Origin of the sequence: Micromonospora sp. WMMD1155 (assembly GCF_029581275.1) — a bacterium.
GTDB lineage: Bacteria > Actinomycetota > Actinomycetes > Mycobacteriales > Micromonosporaceae > Micromonospora.
In genome coordinates, this window is the sequence record NZ_CP120742.1 from 6,352,285 (window position 1) to 6,371,484 (window position 19,200).

Annotated in this window: 20 protein-coding genes; 13 read left to right on the plus strand and 7 right to left on the minus strand. The window is 72.0% G+C overall.

The window, feature by feature from the left end:
- Positions 1 to 19 precede the first annotated feature (19 nt).
- Positions 20 to 220, minus strand: a complete 201-nt coding sequence (locus tag O7617_RS28960; RefSeq protein ID WP_007460326.1) for a DUF5999 family protein — start codon at positions 218 to 220, stop codon at positions 20 to 22.
- A gap of 336 nt (positions 221 to 556) precedes the next feature.
- On the opposite strand from O7617_RS28960, the gene O7617_RS28965 reads away from it, so the two are divergent.
- Together O7617_RS28965 and def are read left to right on the plus strand one after the other, a co-directional pair.
- A complete protein-coding gene (locus O7617_RS28965; RefSeq protein WP_282264896.1) occupies positions 557 to 1,651 on the plus strand; it encodes a chorismate-binding protein in 1,095 nt (364 codons plus the stop codon).
- 31 nt (positions 1,652 to 1,682) lie between these two features.
- Positions 1,683 to 2,192 carry a peptide deformylase gene (gene def, locus O7617_RS28970; protein ID WP_282259454.1) on the plus strand — a complete coding sequence of 170 codons (510 nt, stop codon included), beginning with the start codon at positions 1,683 to 1,685 and terminating at the stop codon, positions 2,190 to 2,192.
- A 107-nt stretch (positions 2,193 to 2,299) separates the two neighbouring features.
- Here def and O7617_RS28975 read toward each other — a convergent pair whose 3' ends face one another.
- On the minus strand, positions 2,300 to 3,073 hold the full coding sequence (locus O7617_RS28975; protein ID WP_282259456.1) for a TSUP family transporter: 774 nt from the start codon (positions 3,071 to 3,073) through the stop codon (positions 2,300 to 2,302).
- A gap of 183 nt (positions 3,074 to 3,256) precedes the next feature.
- On the opposite strand from O7617_RS28975, the gene O7617_RS28980 reads away from it, so the two are divergent.
- The 3 genes from O7617_RS28980 (at position 3,257) to O7617_RS28990 (ending at position 7,386) form a co-directional block, all read left to right on the plus strand.
- Positions 3,257 to 4,036 carry an endonuclease/exonuclease/phosphatase family protein gene (locus tag O7617_RS28980; RefSeq protein ID WP_282259457.1) on the plus strand — a complete coding sequence of 260 codons (780 nt, stop codon included), beginning with the start codon at positions 3,257 to 3,259 and terminating at the stop codon, positions 4,034 to 4,036.
- 508 nt (positions 4,037 to 4,544) lie between these two features.
- Positions 4,545 to 6,647, plus strand: coding sequence for a M14 family zinc carboxypeptidase (locus O7617_RS28985; RefSeq protein ID WP_282259458.1), 2,103 nt, complete (start codon positions 4,545 to 4,547; stop codon positions 6,645 to 6,647).
- An 82-nt stretch (positions 6,648 to 6,729) separates the two neighbouring features.
- Positions 6,730 to 7,386 (plus strand): fasciclin domain-containing protein, encoded by a 657-nt coding sequence (locus tag O7617_RS28990; RefSeq protein ID WP_282259459.1) that lies wholly within the window; start codon positions 6,730 to 6,732, stop codon positions 7,384 to 7,386.
- Positions 7,387 to 7,393: 7 nt separating this feature from the next.
- Here O7617_RS28990 and O7617_RS28995 read toward each other — a convergent pair whose 3' ends face one another.
- The gene (locus O7617_RS28995) at positions 7,394 to 8,395 is read right to left on the minus strand and encodes a tyrosine-type recombinase/integrase (protein WP_282259460.1); all 1,002 of its coding nucleotides are present in this window, start codon (positions 8,393 to 8,395) and stop codon (positions 7,394 to 7,396) included.
- A gap of 187 nt (positions 8,396 to 8,582) precedes the next feature.
- On the opposite strand from O7617_RS28995, the gene O7617_RS29000 reads away from it, so the two are divergent.
- Entirely contained in the window at positions 8,583 to 9,344 is a 762-nt protein-coding gene (locus tag O7617_RS29000; RefSeq protein ID WP_282259462.1) for a hypothetical protein, read from the plus strand.
- A 377-nt stretch (positions 9,345 to 9,721) separates the two neighbouring features.
- Here O7617_RS29000 and O7617_RS29005 read toward each other — a convergent pair whose 3' ends face one another.
- On the minus strand, positions 9,722 to 10,504 hold the full coding sequence (locus O7617_RS29005) for an alpha/beta hydrolase (protein ID WP_282259464.1): 783 nt from the start codon (positions 10,502 to 10,504) through the stop codon (positions 9,722 to 9,724).
- Positions 10,505 to 10,658: 154 nt separating this feature from the next.
- Here O7617_RS29005 and zwf point away from each other — a divergent pair, with 154 nt between their 5' ends.
- The 4 genes from zwf to O7617_RS29025 all read left to right on the plus strand — a co-directional run bounded on the left by zwf (position 10,659) and on the right by O7617_RS29025 (position 14,575).
- The gene (zwf, locus tag O7617_RS29010) at positions 10,659 to 12,038 is read left to right on the plus strand and encodes a glucose-6-phosphate dehydrogenase (RefSeq protein WP_282259466.1); all 1,380 of its coding nucleotides are present in this window, start codon (positions 10,659 to 10,661) and stop codon (positions 12,036 to 12,038) included.
- A gap of 66 nt (positions 12,039 to 12,104) precedes the next feature.
- Positions 12,105 to 12,938 (plus strand): hypothetical protein, encoded by an 834-nt coding sequence (locus O7617_RS29015; protein WP_282259467.1) that lies wholly within the window; start codon positions 12,105 to 12,107, stop codon positions 12,936 to 12,938.
- Positions 12,939 to 13,046: 108 nt separating this feature from the next.
- A complete protein-coding gene (locus tag O7617_RS29020) occupies positions 13,047 to 14,453 on the plus strand; it encodes an OFA family MFS transporter (protein WP_282259468.1) in 1,407 nt (468 codons plus the stop codon).
- The gene (locus tag O7617_RS29025) at positions 14,450 to 14,575 is read left to right on the plus strand and encodes a hypothetical protein (RefSeq protein ID WP_282259470.1); all 126 of its coding nucleotides are present in this window, start codon (positions 14,450 to 14,452) and stop codon (positions 14,573 to 14,575) included. The genes O7617_RS29020 and O7617_RS29025 overlap by 4 nt, the downstream gene beginning before the upstream one ends.
- 46 nt (positions 14,576 to 14,621) lie before the next feature.
- On the opposite strand, the gene O7617_RS29030 is transcribed toward O7617_RS29025, so the two are convergent.
- Entirely contained in the window at positions 14,622 to 15,350 is a 729-nt protein-coding gene (locus O7617_RS29030) for an SDR family oxidoreductase (RefSeq protein ID WP_282259472.1), read from the minus strand.
- 193 nt (positions 15,351 to 15,543) lie between these two features.
- On the opposite strand from O7617_RS29030, the gene O7617_RS29035 reads away from it, so the two are divergent.
- The gene (locus O7617_RS29035; protein WP_282259474.1) at positions 15,544 to 16,005 is read left to right on the plus strand and encodes a peroxiredoxin; all 462 of its coding nucleotides are present in this window, start codon (positions 15,544 to 15,546) and stop codon (positions 16,003 to 16,005) included.
- Positions 16,006 to 16,088: 83 nt separating this feature from the next.
- Positions 16,089 to 16,772: a hypothetical protein gene (locus O7617_RS29040; RefSeq protein ID WP_282259475.1), complete on the plus strand. Its 684-nt coding sequence runs from the start codon at positions 16,089 to 16,091 to the stop codon at positions 16,770 to 16,772.
- Positions 16,773 to 16,778: 6 nt separating this feature from the next.
- Here the strand turns inward: O7617_RS29040 and O7617_RS29045 are convergent, their stop codons facing one another.
- Positions 16,779 to 17,231, minus strand: a complete 453-nt coding sequence (locus tag O7617_RS29045) for a MarR family transcriptional regulator (RefSeq protein ID WP_282259476.1) — start codon at positions 17,229 to 17,231, stop codon at positions 16,779 to 16,781.
- Between the two features lie 95 nt (positions 17,232 to 17,326).
- Here O7617_RS29045 and O7617_RS29050 point away from each other — a divergent pair, with 95 nt between their 5' ends.
- Positions 17,327 to 17,758 (plus strand): hypothetical protein, encoded by a 432-nt coding sequence (locus O7617_RS29050; protein WP_282259477.1) that lies wholly within the window; start codon positions 17,327 to 17,329, stop codon positions 17,756 to 17,758.
- Between the two features lie 237 nt (positions 17,759 to 17,995).
- On the opposite strand, the gene O7617_RS29055 is transcribed toward O7617_RS29050, so the two are convergent.
- Positions 17,996 to 19,168 (minus strand): GNAT family N-acetyltransferase, encoded by a 1,173-nt coding sequence (locus O7617_RS29055; RefSeq protein ID WP_282259478.1) that lies wholly within the window; start codon positions 19,166 to 19,168, stop codon positions 17,996 to 17,998.
- Between the last annotated feature and the right edge of the window lie 32 nt (positions 19,169 to 19,200).

The following is a 19,200-nucleotide window of genomic DNA, read 5'->3' on the forward strand; positions in this document are numbered from 1 at the left end:
GGTGACGCTGAGTGGTCGGTCAGGCCACGAGGGCGTGGCGGGCGGGGCCGCGGTGCGGTGCGATGCTGCTGCCGTCGGGGAGCAGCTCGCCAGTGTCCTCGAAGACGATGACACCATTGCAGAGCAGGCTCCAGCCCTGCTCACGGAAGCAGGCGAGGACTCGCGCGGCTTCCCGGTCGGTGGCTTCAGCGGAGGGGCAGGTCGGTTGGTGCTGGCACATCGGGTTCTCCGGACTGTGGGGGCACTGTGTCATGGTTCACATGACCAGTGACGCACAGTACCAAGCGAAAGTGTCCGGCATCGAGCAGGTGTCCGTCTGTCGCGCCGGAAATCCACTGAACGGATGAGGAAGGTCGAACCGTACGGCGTGGAAACGCTCCCACAGGTGTCTACCGCGGAACGCGGCGTAGCTGGCTCGGCCGCGAACCGCGACCCGGCCGGCTCCGTCGCGCGCCGCGACCCGGCCGGCTCCGTCGCGCGCCGCGACTCGGCGGCGTTCGTCGATGTCCCGGCGGGCCCGGCCGCATGCCGAGGCGCGCTCACCGAACGCGCCCGCCTGCAGTGGCGCCTCGGCGACGGAGGCGACCCCGCGGCCCTGGCCGAGGAGTTCCTCGCCGCGCACGGCCTGCCCCTGCACGACCTGACCCGCCCGGCCAGCGCGCACCACCTCGGCAGCGGGGTCTGCGGGGCCACGCTCTACCTGTCCGCCGCCGCCGGCGCGCACCTGGCCGGTGCGCCCAGCACGGCACCCGAACCCGCGCCGACGCTGCCCGACCTCGCCGTCGTCGTCTACGAGCACCGCCCGCCGACGGCCAACCCGTTCGGCCCGCCCGCGTCGACGTGGTGGCTCGGCGAGTGGGCCGAGAGCTGGACGCCCCGGCAGCACGCCGACGCGGTCACGCGCGTGCGCGCCGCCATCGGTCGTGGCGACGTCTACCAGACCAATGTCGTCGGGCACGCCGCCGCCCCCTACACCGGTGACCCGCTGCCCGCGCTGCGCCGCCTCGGCGGATTGCCCGGCGCCCGTTACGGCGGTGTGCTCACCGGCGACGGCTGGGCCATCGGCTGCGCCTCCCCGGAGACCCTCATCGAGGTCACCGACGGGTACCTCATCACCCGACCGATCAAGGGCACCCGCCCGGCCACCGCCGCCGGCCGCGCCGAACTCCTCGCCAGCGCGAAGGAACGCGCCGAACACGTCATGATCGTCGACCTGGAACGCAACGACCTCGCCCGCATCGCCCGCACCGGCACCGTCACCGTCGACGACCTGTTCACCGTCCGCCGCTGGTGCGACCTGTGGCAGGCCGAGTCGACGGTACGGGCCGTCGCCGCCGACGGCCTCGGCCTCGCCGATCTGCTGCGCGCCACCTGCCCCGGTGGGTCCGTCACCGGCGCCCCGAAACTCGCCGCCCTGACCCAGATCAACGCCCTCGAACCGGTCGGCCGGGGCGCCAGCATGGGAGCGCTGGGCTGGGTCGCCCCCGGCCGCGTGGACCTCGGCCTGACCATCCGCACCGCCGCCGCCGACGGCCGCCACCTGCACACCTGGGCCGGCGGCGGCATCACCTGGGACAGCGACCCGGCCGCCGAGGTCGCCGAGGCCGCGGCGAAGGTCGCGCCGATCCGCGCCACCCTGGCCGGACGCTGACTCCGCCGCCGACGGCGATAAGCTGCCGGTCATGACCATGCGGCCCATCCGGATCATCGGCGACCCCGTCCTGCGCACCGAATGCGAGCCGGTCACCACCTTCGACGCCGAGCTGCGGTCCCTCGTCGCCGACCTGATGGACACCCTGCTCGGCGAGCCCGGCCGCGCCGGTGTCGCCGCACCGCAGATCGGCGTCAGCGCCCAGGTGTTCGTCTACGACGCCGACGGGCACCGCGGGCACCTGATCAACCCCACCCTCGAACTGTCCGACGAACTCCAGGACGACGAGGAGGGCTGCCTGTCCATCCCCGGGCTGTACTTCCCGACCGTGCGGGCCCTGCACGCCACCGCACACGGCGTCGACCAGAACGGCGAACCGTTGACCATCTCCGGCAGCGGCTTCCTCGCCCGCGCCCTGCAACACGAGACCGACCACCTGCGCGGCACCCTCTACGTCGACACGCTGCGCGGTGACATCCGCCGCCGGGCCCTGCGCGAGATCCGCGCCGGCCGCTTCGACTCACCCAGCCGCCGCCGCTGATCCGCCTGCGCTGATCCGACCGACGCGCCGGCCGGGCGGTCCCGTCAGTCGCTGTCGGCGGTCCCGGCCGGCGCGGCGACGACCGGCGGCAGCGGGTCAGCGCACCGTCACCGGGCCACCCACTGGTCGTGGCCGAGCTTCGCCACCAACGCCAGCACCACCACCAGCAGCACCACCCGCACGAACCCCGACCCCCGGCGCAACGCCATCCGCGCACCCAGCACCGCACCGGCGATGTTGCACACCGCCATCCCCGCGCCCAGCAGCCACCACACGTGTCCGGTCACCCCGAACACCACCAACGCACCCAGGTTCGTGCCCGCGTTGACGACCTTCGCCATCGCCGAACCGTGCACGAAGTCCGCGCCGACGACAGTCGTGAACGCCAACACCAGGAACGTGCCGGTGCCCGGACCGATCATCCCGTCGTACAGGGCGATACCCACCCCGGCCAGCGCGACCACCACACCCACCCGCACCGGAGTCCGCTTCGCCGGCACCGCCACCACCCCCATCCGGGGACGCACCAGCACGAACACCGCCACCGCCACCAGCACCACCAACACCACCGGCCGGTACGCCGACGCCGGCACCGCCCCGGCCAACGCCGCGCCCACACCCGCGCTGAGCACCGCCAACCCGGCCGCCGGACCCGCCACCCGCCAATCCACCTTCGTCCGCCGGGCGTACGTCGCCGCCGCCGTGGACGTACCGAAGATCGCCGCCAGCTTGTTCGTGCCCAACGCGGTGGCCACCGGCAACCCGGGGGCAGCCACCAACAACGCCGGCAACAGCAGCAACCCACCACCGCCGACGACGGCATCGACCCATCCCGCCATCGCGGCGGCGGCCAGCAGAGTACTCAGCGTCACGGCGTCCACGGGTCGCAATTCTCGCCACCCGACGCGCCCGACCGGCCCCCCGAGTGGGAGAACTCACCGCTCAGCGACCCCGCGTACGCCGCAACCACACCCCCAACGCACCCACCGCCACGAACACCACCATCGAACACAGCAACACCTTCACCACCCGGCAACCATCCCACGGGCACGTAAGGTGCAGGAGTGCGCCTGGCCACCTTCAACCTGCTGCACGGACGATCCCTCACCGACGGGCTCGTCGACCCCGACCGGCTCGCCGCCGCCGTCGGCGCCCTCGACGCCGACGTGCTCGCCCTGCAGGAGGTCGACCGCGACCAACACCGCAGCGGCAACCTCGACCTCACCGCCATCGCCGCCCGCGCCCTCGACGCACCACACCACCGCTTCGCCGCCGCCGTCGTCGGCACCCCCGGCGAACACTTCCGCCCCCTCCGCCACGACGACGACGGACACGGCGAACCCTGCTACGGCATCGGGCTGGTCAGCCGACACCCCGTCCGCAGCTGGCACGTCACCCGACTCAAGCCCGCCCCCGTCCGCTCACCGGTCTACGTACCCGGCCCCCGCGGCGGCCTGATCCTGCTGCACGACGAACCCCGCGTCGTCCTCGCCGCCGTCCTGGACACCCCACACGGCCCGCTCACCGTCGCCGCGACCCACCTGTCCTTCGTGCCCGGCTGGAACGCCCGCCAGCTCCGCCAGACGGTCCGCGCCCTGCGCGCGTTGCCCGCCCCCCGCGTCCTGCTCGGCGACCTCAACCTGCCCGCCGGCGCGGCCCGACTCGTCTCCGGCTGGCACCCGCTGGGCCGCCGCCCCACCTACCCCGCCGGGCAACCCCGCGTCCAACTCGACCACATCCTCGCCGACCGGCACGCCCTCCAACAGCTCCCACCGGTACGCGCCGTCACCGCCCCACCGTCCACCATCTCCGACCACCGCCCCCTGCTGGTCGACCTCGACTGACGGACGTCACGAAAAGCCCGGCATCGCGAGTCACGAATGTCTAGGGTGGGCTCACCGACACCACCGTCGTCACGCCATCGCCACCCCCGACGCCACGGCGCTGACATGAGCGGCACGCCGGACACCATCGTCCTCATCCACGGATTCTGGGTCACCCCGCGCAGCTGGGAGCAGTGGGCCCACTACCAGGCCAAAGGCTTCCGGGTGCTCACCCCCGCGTACCCCGGTCTGGAGGCGGAGGTCGAAGCGATCAACGCCGACCCCAGCCCCCTGGAGATCGGCTTCATCCTGCGCTGGAACGGGCAACACCACGGCGCGCTCTGGATCACCGGCGACACCGTCCCGACCCGCCGCGTACGCGCCGCCGCCACCGACATCGGCACCGTGCTCCTGCACCTGGCGGGGGAGCGCACCACGAGCCGCAAGATTCCCTCAAGATCATTGCATCGACGGACCTCGACGATCATGCTGATCGACACGCGCCCACGAGCACCTCGTCGGAGGCCACATGAGACGTCAGCGACCCACCCTCATCGCCGTGTCCACCATCGCCGCCCTCACCCTCACCACCGCACCCACCCCCGCCCACGCCCAACCCACCACCGCGCAGGTCACCGACCTCACCGTCCGCCAAGCCGACGGATACGCCACCCTCGCCTGGCAACCCGTCCCCGACGCCACCGACTACCAGATCGAACGCACACCCGTCGACGCCACCGACACCCCCACCGGCACACCCACGATCGTCGGCGTCTGGCGCCCCAACCGCCAGATCAACCAACAGTCACCCACCTTCGCCGACGCCGGATTCAACCCCGGAGACACCTTCCAATGGCGGGTACGCGCCCGCGTCGGCACCACCGAACAGCCCTACTCCGACCCCGTCGTCGCCACCACCACCGCACCCTGGGGCAATCCCGAAACCCCCGGCCAACACCTGCGCACCCAATGGGAGACCACCCACGCCGCGCAATACACCAGCGACACCGACGAGTACGCCTACACCGCCGCCACCGACGCCCTCAGCGACCGCGTCCGCGTCGTCGAACTCGGCCGCACCGTCCAGAACCGACCCATCAACATGCTGGTCATCGGCCACCCCACCCCACCGGCCACCCCCGCCGCCGTCGCCGCCACCGCACCCGTGGCCATCAACTGCAACGTCCACGGCAACGAACCCGGCGACCGCGAAGCCTGCCTCATCATGGCCCGCCAACTCGCCTTCAGCACCGACCCCCGCATCACCGACCTGCTCAGCCACACCACCGTCCTGATCGTCCCCACCATCAACGGCGACGGCCGCGCCAACAACACCCGCGGCAACTCCACCGGCCAGGACCTCAACCGCGACTACTCCCTGATCCGCCAACCCGAAACCACCGCGTACATCAAAATGGTCCGCGACTACCGACCCGTCGCCGGCTACGACGGCCACGAATACGGCAACTCCCGCGCCGGCGACCTCCCGATGCTCCCACCCCGACACCAGAACGTCGCCCAACCCATCTTCGACCAGTCCCAGGACATGATCGAAGGCCACATGTACGCCAAGGGCGCCGAAGCCGGCTGGTGGGCCTGCCCCTACGGCTGCGAAGGCGGCGGCAACGTCGGCCTCAGCGAGGAAACCATCCTGCGCAACACCCTCGGCCTCAAGAACGTCACCAACTCCCTCCTGGAACTGCGCAGCTCCGGCGGCCAGACCCGCCCCGACGAGGGCAACACCGCCAACAACCGCCGCCGCAAGACCTACTCCGCCCTGTGGACCTTCCACCAGTTCCTCGACTACCACCGCGCCGACCGCGCCGACATCCTCAACTCCCGCGCCGACGCCATCGAGACCCAGGCCGCCAACACCGGCCGCCTCGTCTTCCGCGGATCCCGACCCATCCCCGCCCATCCCGCGCCGCACCCCGGCGACAGCCCGCCGCCGCTCGACGCGCCCCCCGCCAACCTCATCCTCGACAACGCACCCTGCGCCTACAAGCTCACCGAGGAGCAGTACAACGGCGCCCGCACCGACGGACCAGGCGGCGCCGGCACCACCGTCGCCCAACGCATCACCGCCCACGGCTGGAAGGTCGTCAAGACCACCGACGGCTACTACGTCCCCCTCAACCAACCCGAACGCGGCCTCATCCCACTGCTCCTCGACCCACTCGGCGTCGAGAAGCTGACCGACGGCGAACGCGTCCACCCGACCCTCACCGGCCGCCGCAACGGACCCCTGACCGTCACCGGCTTCACCTGCGCCACCGACGCCACCATCAACGGCCCGGTCACCGTCCGACCCGGCGCGGCACTCGTCGCAACCGCGACGACCATCAGCGGCCCCCTCACCGCCACCGGCGCCGCCGGCGTCCTCCTCGCCGACAGCACCGTCAACGGCCCGCTCCGCATCGCCGACACCACCGACGCCGTCTCCGTCATCGACGTCACCATCGCCGGCCCCGCCGACCTCTCCACCAACACCACCGGCACCGACACCCCACTGCTCGCCGGCACCACCATCCGAGGCCCGCTCACCTGCACCGGCAACAACCCCACCCCGAGCAACCTCGGCATCGCCAACACCGTCCACGGCCCCCGCACCAACCAGTGCGCGGCACTCTGACCGTCACCTGAACACGCCGGCGGCGCGGGACCCACCGCCCGCGCCGCCGGCACCCACCGACCCCCGACCCGTGGAGGCCACCGTGTCGCAACCCGCCACCCCAGCGCGACACCCCCGACTGCGGGCCCTCGCCCTCCTCGTGCCGACACTGCTGCTCACCGCCTGCACCAGCAGCACCGACACCCCCCGCGCCGCCACCCAACCACCAGCCGACACCACACCCCAGGTCACCGGACCCCTCTGCGCCGCCCTACCCACCGGCACCGACCCCGGCAACCCGACCTTCCTCGCCGGCCAACCCGCCGACCAGGCGCTGCGCTGGATCCCCACCCTCACCACCTTCGAGGCGGCCCTGCGCACCAGCGGCGTCCTCACCGACCTGCCCGCCGGCACCGGCCTCACCATCCTGGCCCCCACCGACGACGCCTTCGCCGCCACGTTCTCCGAGGACAACTGGGACGACCTCATGACCCACCACACCGACCAGCTCCGCACCCTGCTCAAGGCCCACCTCGTCAGCGAAACCCACCCGATCGCCGACCTCACCACCGCCGGCCGGGCCACCACCCTCGACGGCACCACGATCACCGTCACCCGCACCGGACCCACCAGCCGCCTCGGCGACCGCGCCGACACCGTCTGCTCCGACTACCAGGCCACCAACGCCCGAATCCACATCATCAACGCCGTCCTCGGCCCACTGCCCGTCACCGCCGGCACCGGCCACCGCGCGCACTGACCACCGCTCACCGCGGCCGCACCGGCAGCAGAGCCGCCAACGCACGGTTGGTCCGGTTGGCCCGGACCGCGTCGCGCTGCTGCCCGACCGTCACCTCGATGTACGTCTGCGACGACGCCAACGACGCATGCCCCAACAACCGCATGATCTCCGCCGCGCTCGCCCCGTCCTCGGCCAGCCGCGTCGCGAAGGTGTGCCGCAACGCGTGCAACCGCGCGCCCTGCGGCACCCGGTCACCGATGCCCGCACGCCGATAACACGACTCGACCAGGTACTGCAGCCCACCACGACGCAACGGCTCACCCCGCCGATCCACCAGCAACGCCGAGTCGGGGCGTACCGACCGGGAACCGAACCGCCGCACCCGACTGTCCAGATAGTCCTCCAACACCCGGTCCAGATCCGCCTCCATCGGCACCACCCGGGGCCGCCCACCCTTCCCGAGCACCTCGATCCGCCGCTCACCAGGCCGACCACCCAGCGAACCCACCCGCAACGCCAGCAGCTCCGACAGGCGCAGCCCGGCGCAGAGCGCCACCGCCAACACCGCGACGTCCCGCTCGGGCCACGGATCGCGCTGCCGACCCTCGTCCCGCGCGGCGGACGCGAGCAGCACCTCGGGGGTGTCCGCGCCCCGCAACGGCTTCGGCTGGGGGAGTAGCGCCCGGGGCCGCCCGACCGCCGGCATCGGGTTGCCGGCCACGACCCCGTCAGCGACGAGGAACGTGAAGAAACTGTTCCAGGTGGACCAGGCCCGATGCACCGACGCGGGCGCCCGGGGAGCGGCGAACCGGGCGAAGGCCGCCCGCATCACCCTGGGGGAGAGGTCGGTGATCGACAAGGCGTCCAGGGGGAGGGGAGTGGCGGCATCCTCGGCGACCAGGGCCGCCACCGCGAGCAGATCTCGCCGGTATGCGGCCAGGGTGTGCGGGGAGGGCTTGCGGGTGGCCCGGGCGGTCAGGAACTCCTCGATCAACACTGCGAGCGATTCGTCCTTTTTGTCATGCATAAGCGATATTATGCAGCATTTTCGGGTTGCCGGGAAGTGCCCCGTACCAGCCCCGGACAAGGGGAGCAGGCACTGCCTTCGGGGTCCTGCGTTCCGGGGTGGTTCGACAGCGGCGCGGCCACCTGTCGGCCGGCGCGCATCGCGGCAACGCGTCGCGCGGATCGAGGGAACACGTACTCTGCGCGGCATGGCAGTACCCGTCACCACCTGCCCGCACTGCGGGCGACCCGGCGCGGTCTTCGTTCATCGAGAGGTGGGCGAACCGACGGACCTGGTCTGCCCGGAGGGACACCAGTGGCGGGCTGTCGGTCGACCAGGGTGGGCGCCCTGCGCGTCGTCGGCCGCCCAGTCCGGCCGCTATGGCGCGGACGACGCATCGACCTGGACGGAGCCCATGGACGTCGACAAGGACGGACAGCGTTGGCGGATCGGCACCCCCGACGACGTCCGCTGGCTCGCCGGGCAGACCACGCAGGGCTTCTCGGTCACCACCGCGATCCCGCCGGTGTTCGACGCGTACGCCACGTTCCACCCACCCGAAGGTGTCGGCTTCGACGCCCACGAACGCGCCGTGGTGGACGAACTTGCGTCGTGCACCACGGATCAGCCCTGGTGGCTGGGCTACCTCGACACCGGCGCCCACGACGTCGTCTTCCCGCACGCCCCGAGGATCTCCCTCTACTGGGACTATCCCTACGTGGTGGTCGAAGCCGGACCCGAGCAGGCCCTGACCTGGAGAACCGGCCACATGCGTGGTGACGGTCCGCTGCCGGATCTGTTCTTCCCGGCGGATCGCTCCTGGCTCGTCTCGGCGTTGTGGGACGACACCTGGACCGACTTCGGCGGCAGCGCCGCTGTGGTGGCGCGTCTGCGGCGCCATCCGCTGGTCAACGCCCGCCCCGTCGGGCCGGACGAGGACGCGTGCCCGCCCGGGTTGACCCGTGGATGACGGTGGTCGAGGGGACCGCCGGATTCCATGACTTTACATAATGTGCATTATCGAATCAGACCCTCATGCCAGGTGGGGCCTGGGCCGTAGATCAGCCAGTCGTCGAACGGCTCGCCGTGGCGGCCGGGAAGTCGGGCTGCGCGACAGCGGTGCCGAGCGAGTCGTAGAACAGTCGATCCGCGGCGCAGTAGCTGTCGTAGCGCTCGTCCACCGTCCCGCCTCCCGTCTCGAACCCGGCCGGCTGTCGTGCCGGCGTTCTGGATCGAGTCTCGTTGACGGGACGGGGCGCGCCACAGTGCAGTTAGTCACGACCCTTCGATGCGTGGTGCACAGTGTGCTCGTGACAAAAGTCAGGGTGTGCTCGCCGGGAGGGTGGGTCAGGCGCGGGTTCGCCGCAGCCAGTCCTGGGTGTGCGCGCGCAGCAGGGCCGGTTGTTCGAAGGGCAGATAGTGGCCGGCCTGGTCGATGGTCGTGTAGGTGCCACGGGGGTAGCGGCGCATGGCGTGGAACTGGTCGGCGTACCCGACGACGCCGTCCTGTCGGCCGGTGAGCACCCTGACCGGCCCGGGGAAGGGGGTGTCGACGTCCTCGTCCGGGAGCGCGTACCCGGAGCCGGACCGCAGCGTCCGTTGAAAGGTGTCGTCGCCGGGGCCGCCGGTGGCGAGGGCGGCGAGCACCGTGGTGACCACGGCCGGGGTGCGGTGGCCCAACGCGGCGTCGAGGTGCGCGCGAAGGTCGGTGGGGGCCTCGTCGAGCCAGCCGGCCGGCCCCGGTGCCGGGCGCTCCTCGGGCAGGGTGCGGCCGCTCGGCGCGATGGTGACACCGGGGCAGACGAGGAGCAGGCCGCGGACGAGTTCGGGTCGTCGGCGGGCGATCCCGGCGGCGAGGTACGCCCCGTAGGAGGCGCCGGCCAGGAGGACGGGGGCGTCGACGTGCTCGTCGAGCCACGCGCACACCACGTCCAGCACCGCCTGGGACGTGGCCGGGCAGGTTGCCGGGGTGTCGCCGTGGCCGGGCAGGTCGAGGTACGTCTCGCGCAGGTCGGCACCGGCGAGGGCGGGTGCCAGGGCGGCGGCCGTGGCGACGCGGGTCGTGCTGAACATCGGCAGGCAGATGATCTCCGGCCCGGTTCCCGCTGACTGGTCGAAGGTGAGGCGCATGGTCGAATTCTGCACCGGGTGGTGGAGCGCGGGGTTCGCGGTGAGCGCCGTCGCTGTCGCCGACCTCACGTGCGCCGCCCAGCAGGGAATGCCGAGGTGGGTCGCGCCGTTCTCCGTTCGGAAGATCAGAATCAGATGATCGAATGGAAGAGCCATGCACATGCGCTCAGACGCGGTGGTGCTGTTCGGCGTCACCGGTGACCTCGTCTCGAAGAAGCTGTTCCCGGCGCTGTACGAGTTGACCCGACGCGACCGCCTGAACGTCCCGGTGATCGGCGTGGCCCGCTCCCCCTGGGATGACCAGCAGCTCGTGACCACGGCCCGCAAGTCGGTGCTGGAGGCCAACGACGAGATCGACGAGGAGACCTTCGACGGGCTCGCGGCCAACCTTTCGATGATCTCCGGCGACTACGCCGACCCGACGACGTACCAGCGCCTGGCCGAGCGTCTGCGCGACGCCGAGCGGCCGCTCTTCTACCTGGCGATCCCTCCGGCGGTGTTCGGGTCCGTCGTCGAGGGCCTCGCGGCGGTCGGGTTGGCCGACCGAGGCCGGGTGATCGTGGAGAAGCCGTTCGGGCGTGACCTGGAGTCGTCGCGTGAGTTGGATCGCACGCTGCGGGCGGCGTTCGACAGCGAGCGGGTGTTCCGCATCGACCACTACCTGGGCAAGGAGGCCGTCGAGGGTCTTTACGCCTTCCGGTTCGCCAACCGGTTGTTCGAGCCGTTGTGGAACAACGAGCACATCGACAACGTCCAGGTGACCCTCGCGGAGGGCTTCGGCACGCAGGGGCGGGCCGGGTTCTACGACACTGTCGGCGCCACCCGCGACGTGTTGCAGAACCACATCCTGCAGGTCGTCGCGTTGATCGCGATGGAGGCGCCCGCCAGTGACGACACGACGGCGTTCCGGGAGGCGGAGGCCGCGGTGCTGCGGCAGATCGCGCCGCTGTCGCCGGAGTCCACCGTGCGGGGGCAGTACGCCGGATACCGCGACGAGCCGGGTGTCGCCGCCGACTCCAACACGGAGACGTTCGTGGCGACCCGGTTGACCGTCGACTCACCCCGTTGGGCGGGCGTGCCGTTCTACCTGCGCACCGGCAAGTCGCTGCCGGGTACGGCGACGGAGGTCGTGGTCGAGTTCAAGCAGCCGCAGCGCGCGCTGATCCCGGCGGAGCGGGGCACGGCGACCGCCGCGAACCTGCTGCGGTTCCGCCTCGGGCGTGGCGACGGCATCACGATGTCGATCCAGGCGAAGAGCCCGGGTGCCGAGGTGACGAGCCGCCCGGTGGACCTGTCCGTCGACTTCGGTTCGGCGCTCGGGCGTCGCCAGGAGGCGTACGAGCGGTTGCTCGACGACGCGATGGACGGGCAGCACCTGCGTTTCGCCCGTGCGGAGACGATCGAGCAGGAGTGGCGCATCGTCGCGCCGATCCTGGACCTGGCGGCGCCGGTGCGGTCGTACGACAAGGGCACCTGGGGTCCGGCGGACGCCGAGGCCCTCACCGGCGGGTGGCACGCCCCGGACCTGCGGTAGTGGCGCTGCTCACGGCGTCGGCCTCGCCGGTGCCGGGGCGCACCGCGCCCTGGCAGGCTGTGCCGGGTGGCGACTGACGAGACGGTAGGCGCGCTGGCCGAGCTGGCCGAGGCCGAGTTCATGTTCCGGTACGAGTCGGGTGCTCCGGCCGACGTGCGGGCCGCGCTCGGGATCCGGACCGCCCGGGTGGGCGGCGGGGTGGTGCTGTCGATGCGGCACGACCCGACCGGCTACTGGTCCAAGGCGCTCGGGTTCGGCGTCGCCGAGCCGGTGACCGGCGAGGTGATCGCCCAGGTGTGTGACGTCTACCGCGCCGAGGGCACGCCCAGCGCCGTCATCCAGATCGCGCCGGACCGGTTGCCGGCGGACTGGGACGAGATCTGCGCGCGGGAGAACATCACGGCGGGCGGTGTGTGGGTGAAACTCGCCGGTGAGGTCGACGCCCTGAGCCCCGGTGGCACCGACCTGCGGGTGGGCCCGGTTCCGGACGGGTCGGTGCACGAGTGGGCGTCGGTCGTGTTGCGGTGTTTCGGGATGCCCGAGGAACACCTGGCGCCGATGCTGACCGCGAGTGTCCGCGACCCCGGCTTCCGTCCGTTCGCCGCGTGGGACGGTGCGGAGATGGTGGCGGCCGCGAACCTGTTCGTGCACGGCGAGGTCGGTTCCCTCAACACCGGTGCCACCCTGCCGTCGCATCGGGGTCGGGGCGCGCAGTCGGGTCTGTTGGCGGCCCGGGTGGCCGCCGCCGCGGCGGCCGGTTGCCGGTGGGTCGCCGCCGAGACGGGTCGGCCCGCGCCGGGGGCGTCGAATCCGTCGCTGGACAACATGCGTCGGCTGGGCATGAGCGTGCTCTACGAGCGGCGTAACTGGGTGTGGCGGGCGCAGCCGGCGGCTGAGTGACCGCTCAGCTCACGGTTTCGACCACCCGGCGCTGTCGAGGTTTGCCGCTGGTACGTGCGGTGGGCACGTTGTGGGGACGTCTCGTCCTCATCGGAGAGGAAGCAGCGCATGCTTTCCGCACTCGATCGTCGGCACACCGTCGCGCCGCCCGGCTACAGCCGGTGGCTCATCCCCCCGGCGGCGTTGGCCATCCACCTCTGCATCGGCCAGGTCTACGCGACAAGCGTCTACAAGAACTCGCTGATCGCCCACTTCGACGCCAGCCAGACCGCGATCGGGGTGATCTTCAGCATCGCGATCGTGATGCTGGGGTTGTCCGCCGCCGTCGCCGGGACCTGGGTGGAGGAGAACGGGCCGCGTAAGGCGATGTTCGTCTCGGCCTGCTTCTGGGCGGCGGGTTTCCTGGTGGGCTCGTTGGGCATCGCCACGAAGCAACTGTGGTTGCTGTATCTGGGCTACGGGCTGCTCGGCGGCATCGGCCTGGGCATCGGCTACATCTCCCCGGTCTCCACTCTGATCAAGTGGTTCCCGGACCGGCCGGGCCTGGCCACCGGTCTGGCGATCATGGGTTTCGGTGGTGGGGCGATGGTCGCCTCTCCCCTGTCCCGGCAACTGCTGTCCTTCTTCGATCCCGCCTACGACCCGGCCAACGCCGGGTCGACGGCGTCCGGCAGCGCCCTGGTCTGGTTGTTCGTGACACTCGGCATCGGCTACTTCGTGATCATGATGTTCGGGGTGGCGAACGTGCGGGTGCCGGCCGAGGATTGGCGTCCGGCCGGCTTCGACCCGGCGAGTGTGGCGGCGAAACCACTGGTCACGACGGCGAACGTGTCGGCGGCGAACGCGGTGAAGACCCGCTCGTTCTGGCTGCTGTGGGTGGTGCTGTTCTGCAACGTGACAGCCGGCATCGGCATCCTGGAGCAGGCCAGCCCGATGATCCAGGACTTCTTCCGGGACGACGGCACGTCGGCGGTGACCGTCGCGGCGGCCGGTGGGTTCGTGGGTCTGCTGTCGCTGTTCAACATGGCGGGCCGGTTCGTGTGGTCGTCCACGTCGGACGTCATCGGCCGCAAACCGATCTACCTGGTGTACCTGGGTGTCGGCATGGTGCTGTACGCGCTGCTGGCCCTCGTCGGGCAGACCGCCACGGCGTTGTTCGTGTTGTTGGCCTGCGTGATCCTGTCGTTCTACGGCGGTGGGTTCGCGACCGTGCCGGCGTACCTGCGGGACCTGTTCGGCACGTTCCAGGTCGGCGCGATCCACGGTCGGTTGCTGACCGCGTGGTCGGCGGCGGGGGTCGCCGGCCCGCTGATCGTCAACGGGTTCCTCGACGCGCAGGGCGAGCCGGGCACGTTGACGGCGGCGGCGTACCGGCCGGCGCTGTTCACCATGGTGGGGGTTCTCGCGGTGGGCTTCGTGGCGAACCTGTTGGTGCGGCCGGTGCCGCAGCGCTACCACGAGCCGGCGGCGAATGTGGACGAGCCGAAGACCGAGCAGAGGAGCGGTACGCGATGAGCGACGACAGCCGTAACGGGCAGCAGGCCCGGTTGTGGATCTCCTGGTTGGTGGTGGCGGTGCTGCTCGGGTACGGGGTGGCGCAGACCGCCATCACGGCGGCGAAGCTGTTCACCCACTGACCTGTTCACCCACTGAGCGGTGAGCCGGGGCGCGCGGCGCCCCGGCTCACAGGCCGCCGGAGACGCGCAGCACCGTGCCGGTGGCGTAGGAGGCCTCCGGGCCGAGCAGCCATGCGATGGCGGCGGCGATCTCGTCGGGTTCGCCCGCGCGGCCCAGCGGGATCCGGCCGACGGCGGAGTCGGGGCGGTCGGGCACCCCGGAGTCGGCGTGGATGTCGGTGCGCACGATGCCGGGGGCGACGGCGTTGACCCGGATGCCCTTCGGGGCGAGTTCCTTGGCCAGACCCACGGTGAGGGTGTCGGTGGCGGCCTTCACGGCGGCGTAGTGCACGTACTCCCCCGGGCTGCCCAGGGTGGCGGCGGCCGAGGAGACGTTGACGATCGCGCCTCCGTCGCTCAGCCGGCGGGCGGCCTGCTGCGCGCACAGGACGTAGCCGACGAGGTTGACGTCGACGACCCGGCGCAGGTCCTCGACGCGCAGCTCGGTGAAGGGCCCGATGAGGCTGGTGACGCCGGCGTTGTTGACCAGGCCGGTGAGCGGGCCGAGCCGCGCCGCGGCGTCGAACAGCTCGGCGACCTGGTCGGGGTCGGTGGTGTCGGCGCGTACCGCGATGGCCTGCACTCCGGTCGCGCGCAGGTCGGCCAGGACGGTGGCGGCGGCGGCCTCGTCACGGCGGTAGCACAGGGCGACGTGGTGACCGGCGGCGGCGAGGCGGCGGGCGGTGGCCGCGCCGATGCCGCGACCGCCCCCGGTGATGACGGTGACCGGTGCCACGGCGACTCCAGGGCTGTCGGATCGGGATGCGCCGACGCTACCGTGACCGGCGCGCTTCGGTCGTCGAGAGGAGGGTCACAGGCGGCGGGCTTCGGTACACGGTGGCGGCGGGGTGGCCGGGGAGTCGGGGTCGCTCCGGGGTGATCGCTTACGCTTCCCGCGCGTTCGGTCGCTGGGACAACGGAGGTGCGCGGTGGCGGGTGTGGGTGTCGGCGACGTGGTGCAGGATTTCGAGCTACCGGACGAGACGGGCACGCCGCGGCGGTTGTCGGAGTTCCTGGCGACCGGGCCGGTGGTGGTGTTCTTCTACCCGGGCGCGATGACGCGGGGTTGCACGGCGGAGAGCTGCCACTTCCGGGACCTCGCGGCGGAGTTCACGGCGTTGGGCGCGTCGCGGGTGGGCATCAGCCGGGACCCGGTGGCGAAGCAGGCGGAGTTCTCCGAGCTGCACGGGTTCGACTATCCGCTGTTGTCCGACGAGGACGGCACGGTGGCGCGGCAGTTCGGGGTGAGGCGGCGGATGCCGTTGGGGGCGTTGAGCACGAAGCGGATGACGTTCGTGATCGGCGTCGACCGGCGGGTCATCGAGGTGATCCACAGTGAGGTCAGCATGAACGACCACGCGGATCGCGCACTGCGGGCGTTGGGCGGCTGAGTGGGCGTGGGCCCTGTGCGGCGGGTGTCGCAGTCGGCTGGTATCAAGACAGAAATCAAACAGGTGTACGGAAGAGGGTTGTGATGGATGCCGGCCAGGGTTTGTCCACTGACGAGGTGCAGAGCATCCGGGAGGCGTTGGCGGCCGGGCGTAAACCACGGGTGGTGTTCACCGCCTCGGCGGGGCAGATCGCCGGCCAGGTCGGTCAGGTGGTCGAGCTGACCGACCCGGAGGTGTCCGACGAGTTCGTGGTGGTGCGGTTCGGCCGCGACGAGTTGCCGTTCTCCCCCGCCGACCTGGCGGTGGCGCCCAAGGGCGCCGGTCGTCGGGTGGTGGAGCCGAAACCCGAGCCCGCGCCGGAGCCGGAGCCGGTGGCGGCGCCGGAGTTCGTGTTGGACACGCCGCGGGTGCCCGCGCAGCGACAGGAGGATCCGAAGGTGGAGCAGACGGAGAAGCCGCCGGCGCGGCGGGCGGTCAAGGCCGTCAAGCCGAAGGGGCCCGCCGGTCTCACCGTCACGTTGGCGTACGCCGACGGTGAGTGGACCGTCGCCGCGCAGCAGGGCAGCAAGGCCCTGGCGAAGCCGTACGTGGTGAAGCCGGCCGAGGCGTTGAAGATGGTGGCCCTGGTCGACGTGCCCGGGGTGCAGGAGGCGGTGGAGCAGATCCTCGGCACCGAGCGGGCCGAGGCGGAGCAGCAGGCCGAGAAGCTGCGCGCCGAGCTGGCCGAGATCGAGGCGCGCCTGGCGGAGCTGCGCGAGGCCCGCTGAGGGTGTTCAGCGCCGGGCGTGGTGCTCCAGCAGGCGGGTGAGCAGGCGGGTCAGCTGGTCGCGTTCGGCGGTGGACAGCGGGGCGAGCAGCTCGTCCTGGACCCGGCCGACGGTGTCGCCCATCCGGTGGGCCTCGTCGGCGCCGGCGTCGGTGAGGCTGATGACGTTGCGGCGGCGGTCGGCCGGGTCGGGGGCGCGTACGACGAGCCCTCGACCGGCCAGGTCGTTGACGGCCGCGACGACGTCGCTGCGGTCGATGCCGCAGCGTCGGCCCAGGTCGGCCTGGCTGGCGGGGCCGTCCTCGTCCAGCGTGGCGAGCAGCCGGTAGTGGTAGCCGCGTAGGCCGTGCGCGGCGAAGCCCTCGCTGATGAGCCGGGCGGCGTGGGCGGCGGTCTGGTTGAGCAACCACGTCGGGGTGGTGCGGAGCCCGGCGGGTGACTGCGGGGCGGTGGACTGCATGGCCGCAGCCTAACAGGAATCGTTGGCGCGACCTACGATCCATGCTACGTTGGCTTCACCAACGTTGGTGCGGCCAACGTTTAGAAGGAGGCGTCATGTCCACCACTCCCACCCTCAACGGCCAGGTCATCGGCCAGGCCCACTACGCCACCCGGGCCCTGCTGGAGCGGGCCGTGGCCCCGCTCGGGCTCACCTTCGGCCAGGTGCTCGCGCTCAACGTCCTCGCCGACGGGCCCGTCGACCGCGCCCACCTGACGGACCGGATCACCAGCACACTCAAGGTCGACGCGCCGGCCGTCCACGAGGTGATCGCCAGACTCCTCGACGCGAACCTCGCCGACGACGACACCGACCCGGCGCGGATCCGGCTCACCGACGCCGGTCAGGCGACGCAGGCCCGCGTCGCGGACGTCGTCTCCGGCATCACCGAGCGCCTCTACGCCGACATCCCCGCCGACGACGCGAACGCCGCCGCCCGGGCGCTCACCGTGATCACCCGACGCGCGAACGCCGAACTGGCGGCCTGACCGGGGGCGGTGGCGGCACAGGTCAGCCGACGCGCGAACGCCGAACTGGCGGCCTGACCGGGGGCGGTGGCGGCACAGGTCAGCCGACGCGCGAACGCCGAACTGGCGGCCTGACCGGGCACAGCGGTGCCGTCGCGGGTCGGCGGACCGGTCAGGCGTGTGCGCGGACCTGACCGCCGGGAACGTGGTCGGGCCGATCGCCCGCAGGTGGCGGTGACGCCGGACGAGTCCGACCCGTCAGAAGTAGTCGAGCACCTGGGCCGGGCCGCCCGCGCCCAACAGGTCCAGGGCGTCCGGCGCGACACCGGCGGCGTGCAGCAGGCCCGCCTGCGCGACCGACCGGGCGCCGGCCGCCCCGGCGTACAGCAACGCGAAACCGCGGACGTCCAGCCGCAGATCCGCCTCACCGTCGACGCGGGTCAACTCGGCCGCGCCGTCGGCGACAGCCAACCGCCAGGTGCCGGTGTTCCACTCGGCGAGCGGATCGGTGAGGCGGAAGTCGACGACACCCCGCACGTGGGCGGGCCACCCACGGGTGCTCACCGCCCGGGCGACGTCGACCGGCCGGTGCATCCACAGGTCCCGCTCGTGCTCGCGGGCCGACTCCAACGGCAGGCAGGCGCTCACCGCGTCACCGTCGAGCGGACACAGCCGCAGGGTCGGCGCGACGCTCGCCCAACTGGCGAGCACCCCGACGAGTTCCCGGGCGGCCTCGGCGGTGACCGCCAGGGCCTCGTCGACGGTGAGCACCGAGTCGGCACCGTAGCCGCTCCCCCGCTGCCAGGTGGCGTAGCCGACCAGGTCGTCGCCCCTCTCGACGAGGGTGAGTCCGTCACCGGGCAGGCCGCGATCGTCGGCGTCGAACAGCTCACCCCGGCGGGTCAGCAGGCCGTTACGGTGCCGGGTGACCCGCTCGTAGAGGGCGGCGACGGCGGGCAGGTCGGCGGGCGTACCGGCCCGGACGGTGAGGTGCGACGCGGGCCGGTACCGGGGCAGCGTGGCGGTGGCCAGGTCGACCGTCCGCAGCACACCGACGGCCTCCCACCCGCAGGCCCGGTACGGGGCGGCGACGGTCGGGTACAACGCGCTGACCGCCGCGCCCCGCTCGTGCGCCCCGCGCAGCAACGCGGTGAGCATGGCCCTCGCCACGCCACGGCCCCGGGCCTCGGGTGCGACGGCCACCCCGGCCACGTCGGCGGCCGGCACCACCCGCCCCGACCACCACTGGTCGTGGTGCAGGTCGACGGCCTTGCCGACGAGCCGCCCGGTGTCGTCGAACGCGCCCCAGCGCGTCATCCCGGGTACCACGATCCGCGTGCTCGCCGCTCGTTCCGAGGTGTTGCCGAACGCGAACCGGCCCAGGTCCCAGGCGGCGTCGAGGTCGTCGGCGGTGAGTTCGCGTACGTGCATCGGCACACGGTAGCGGCGGACGCCGGACGTGA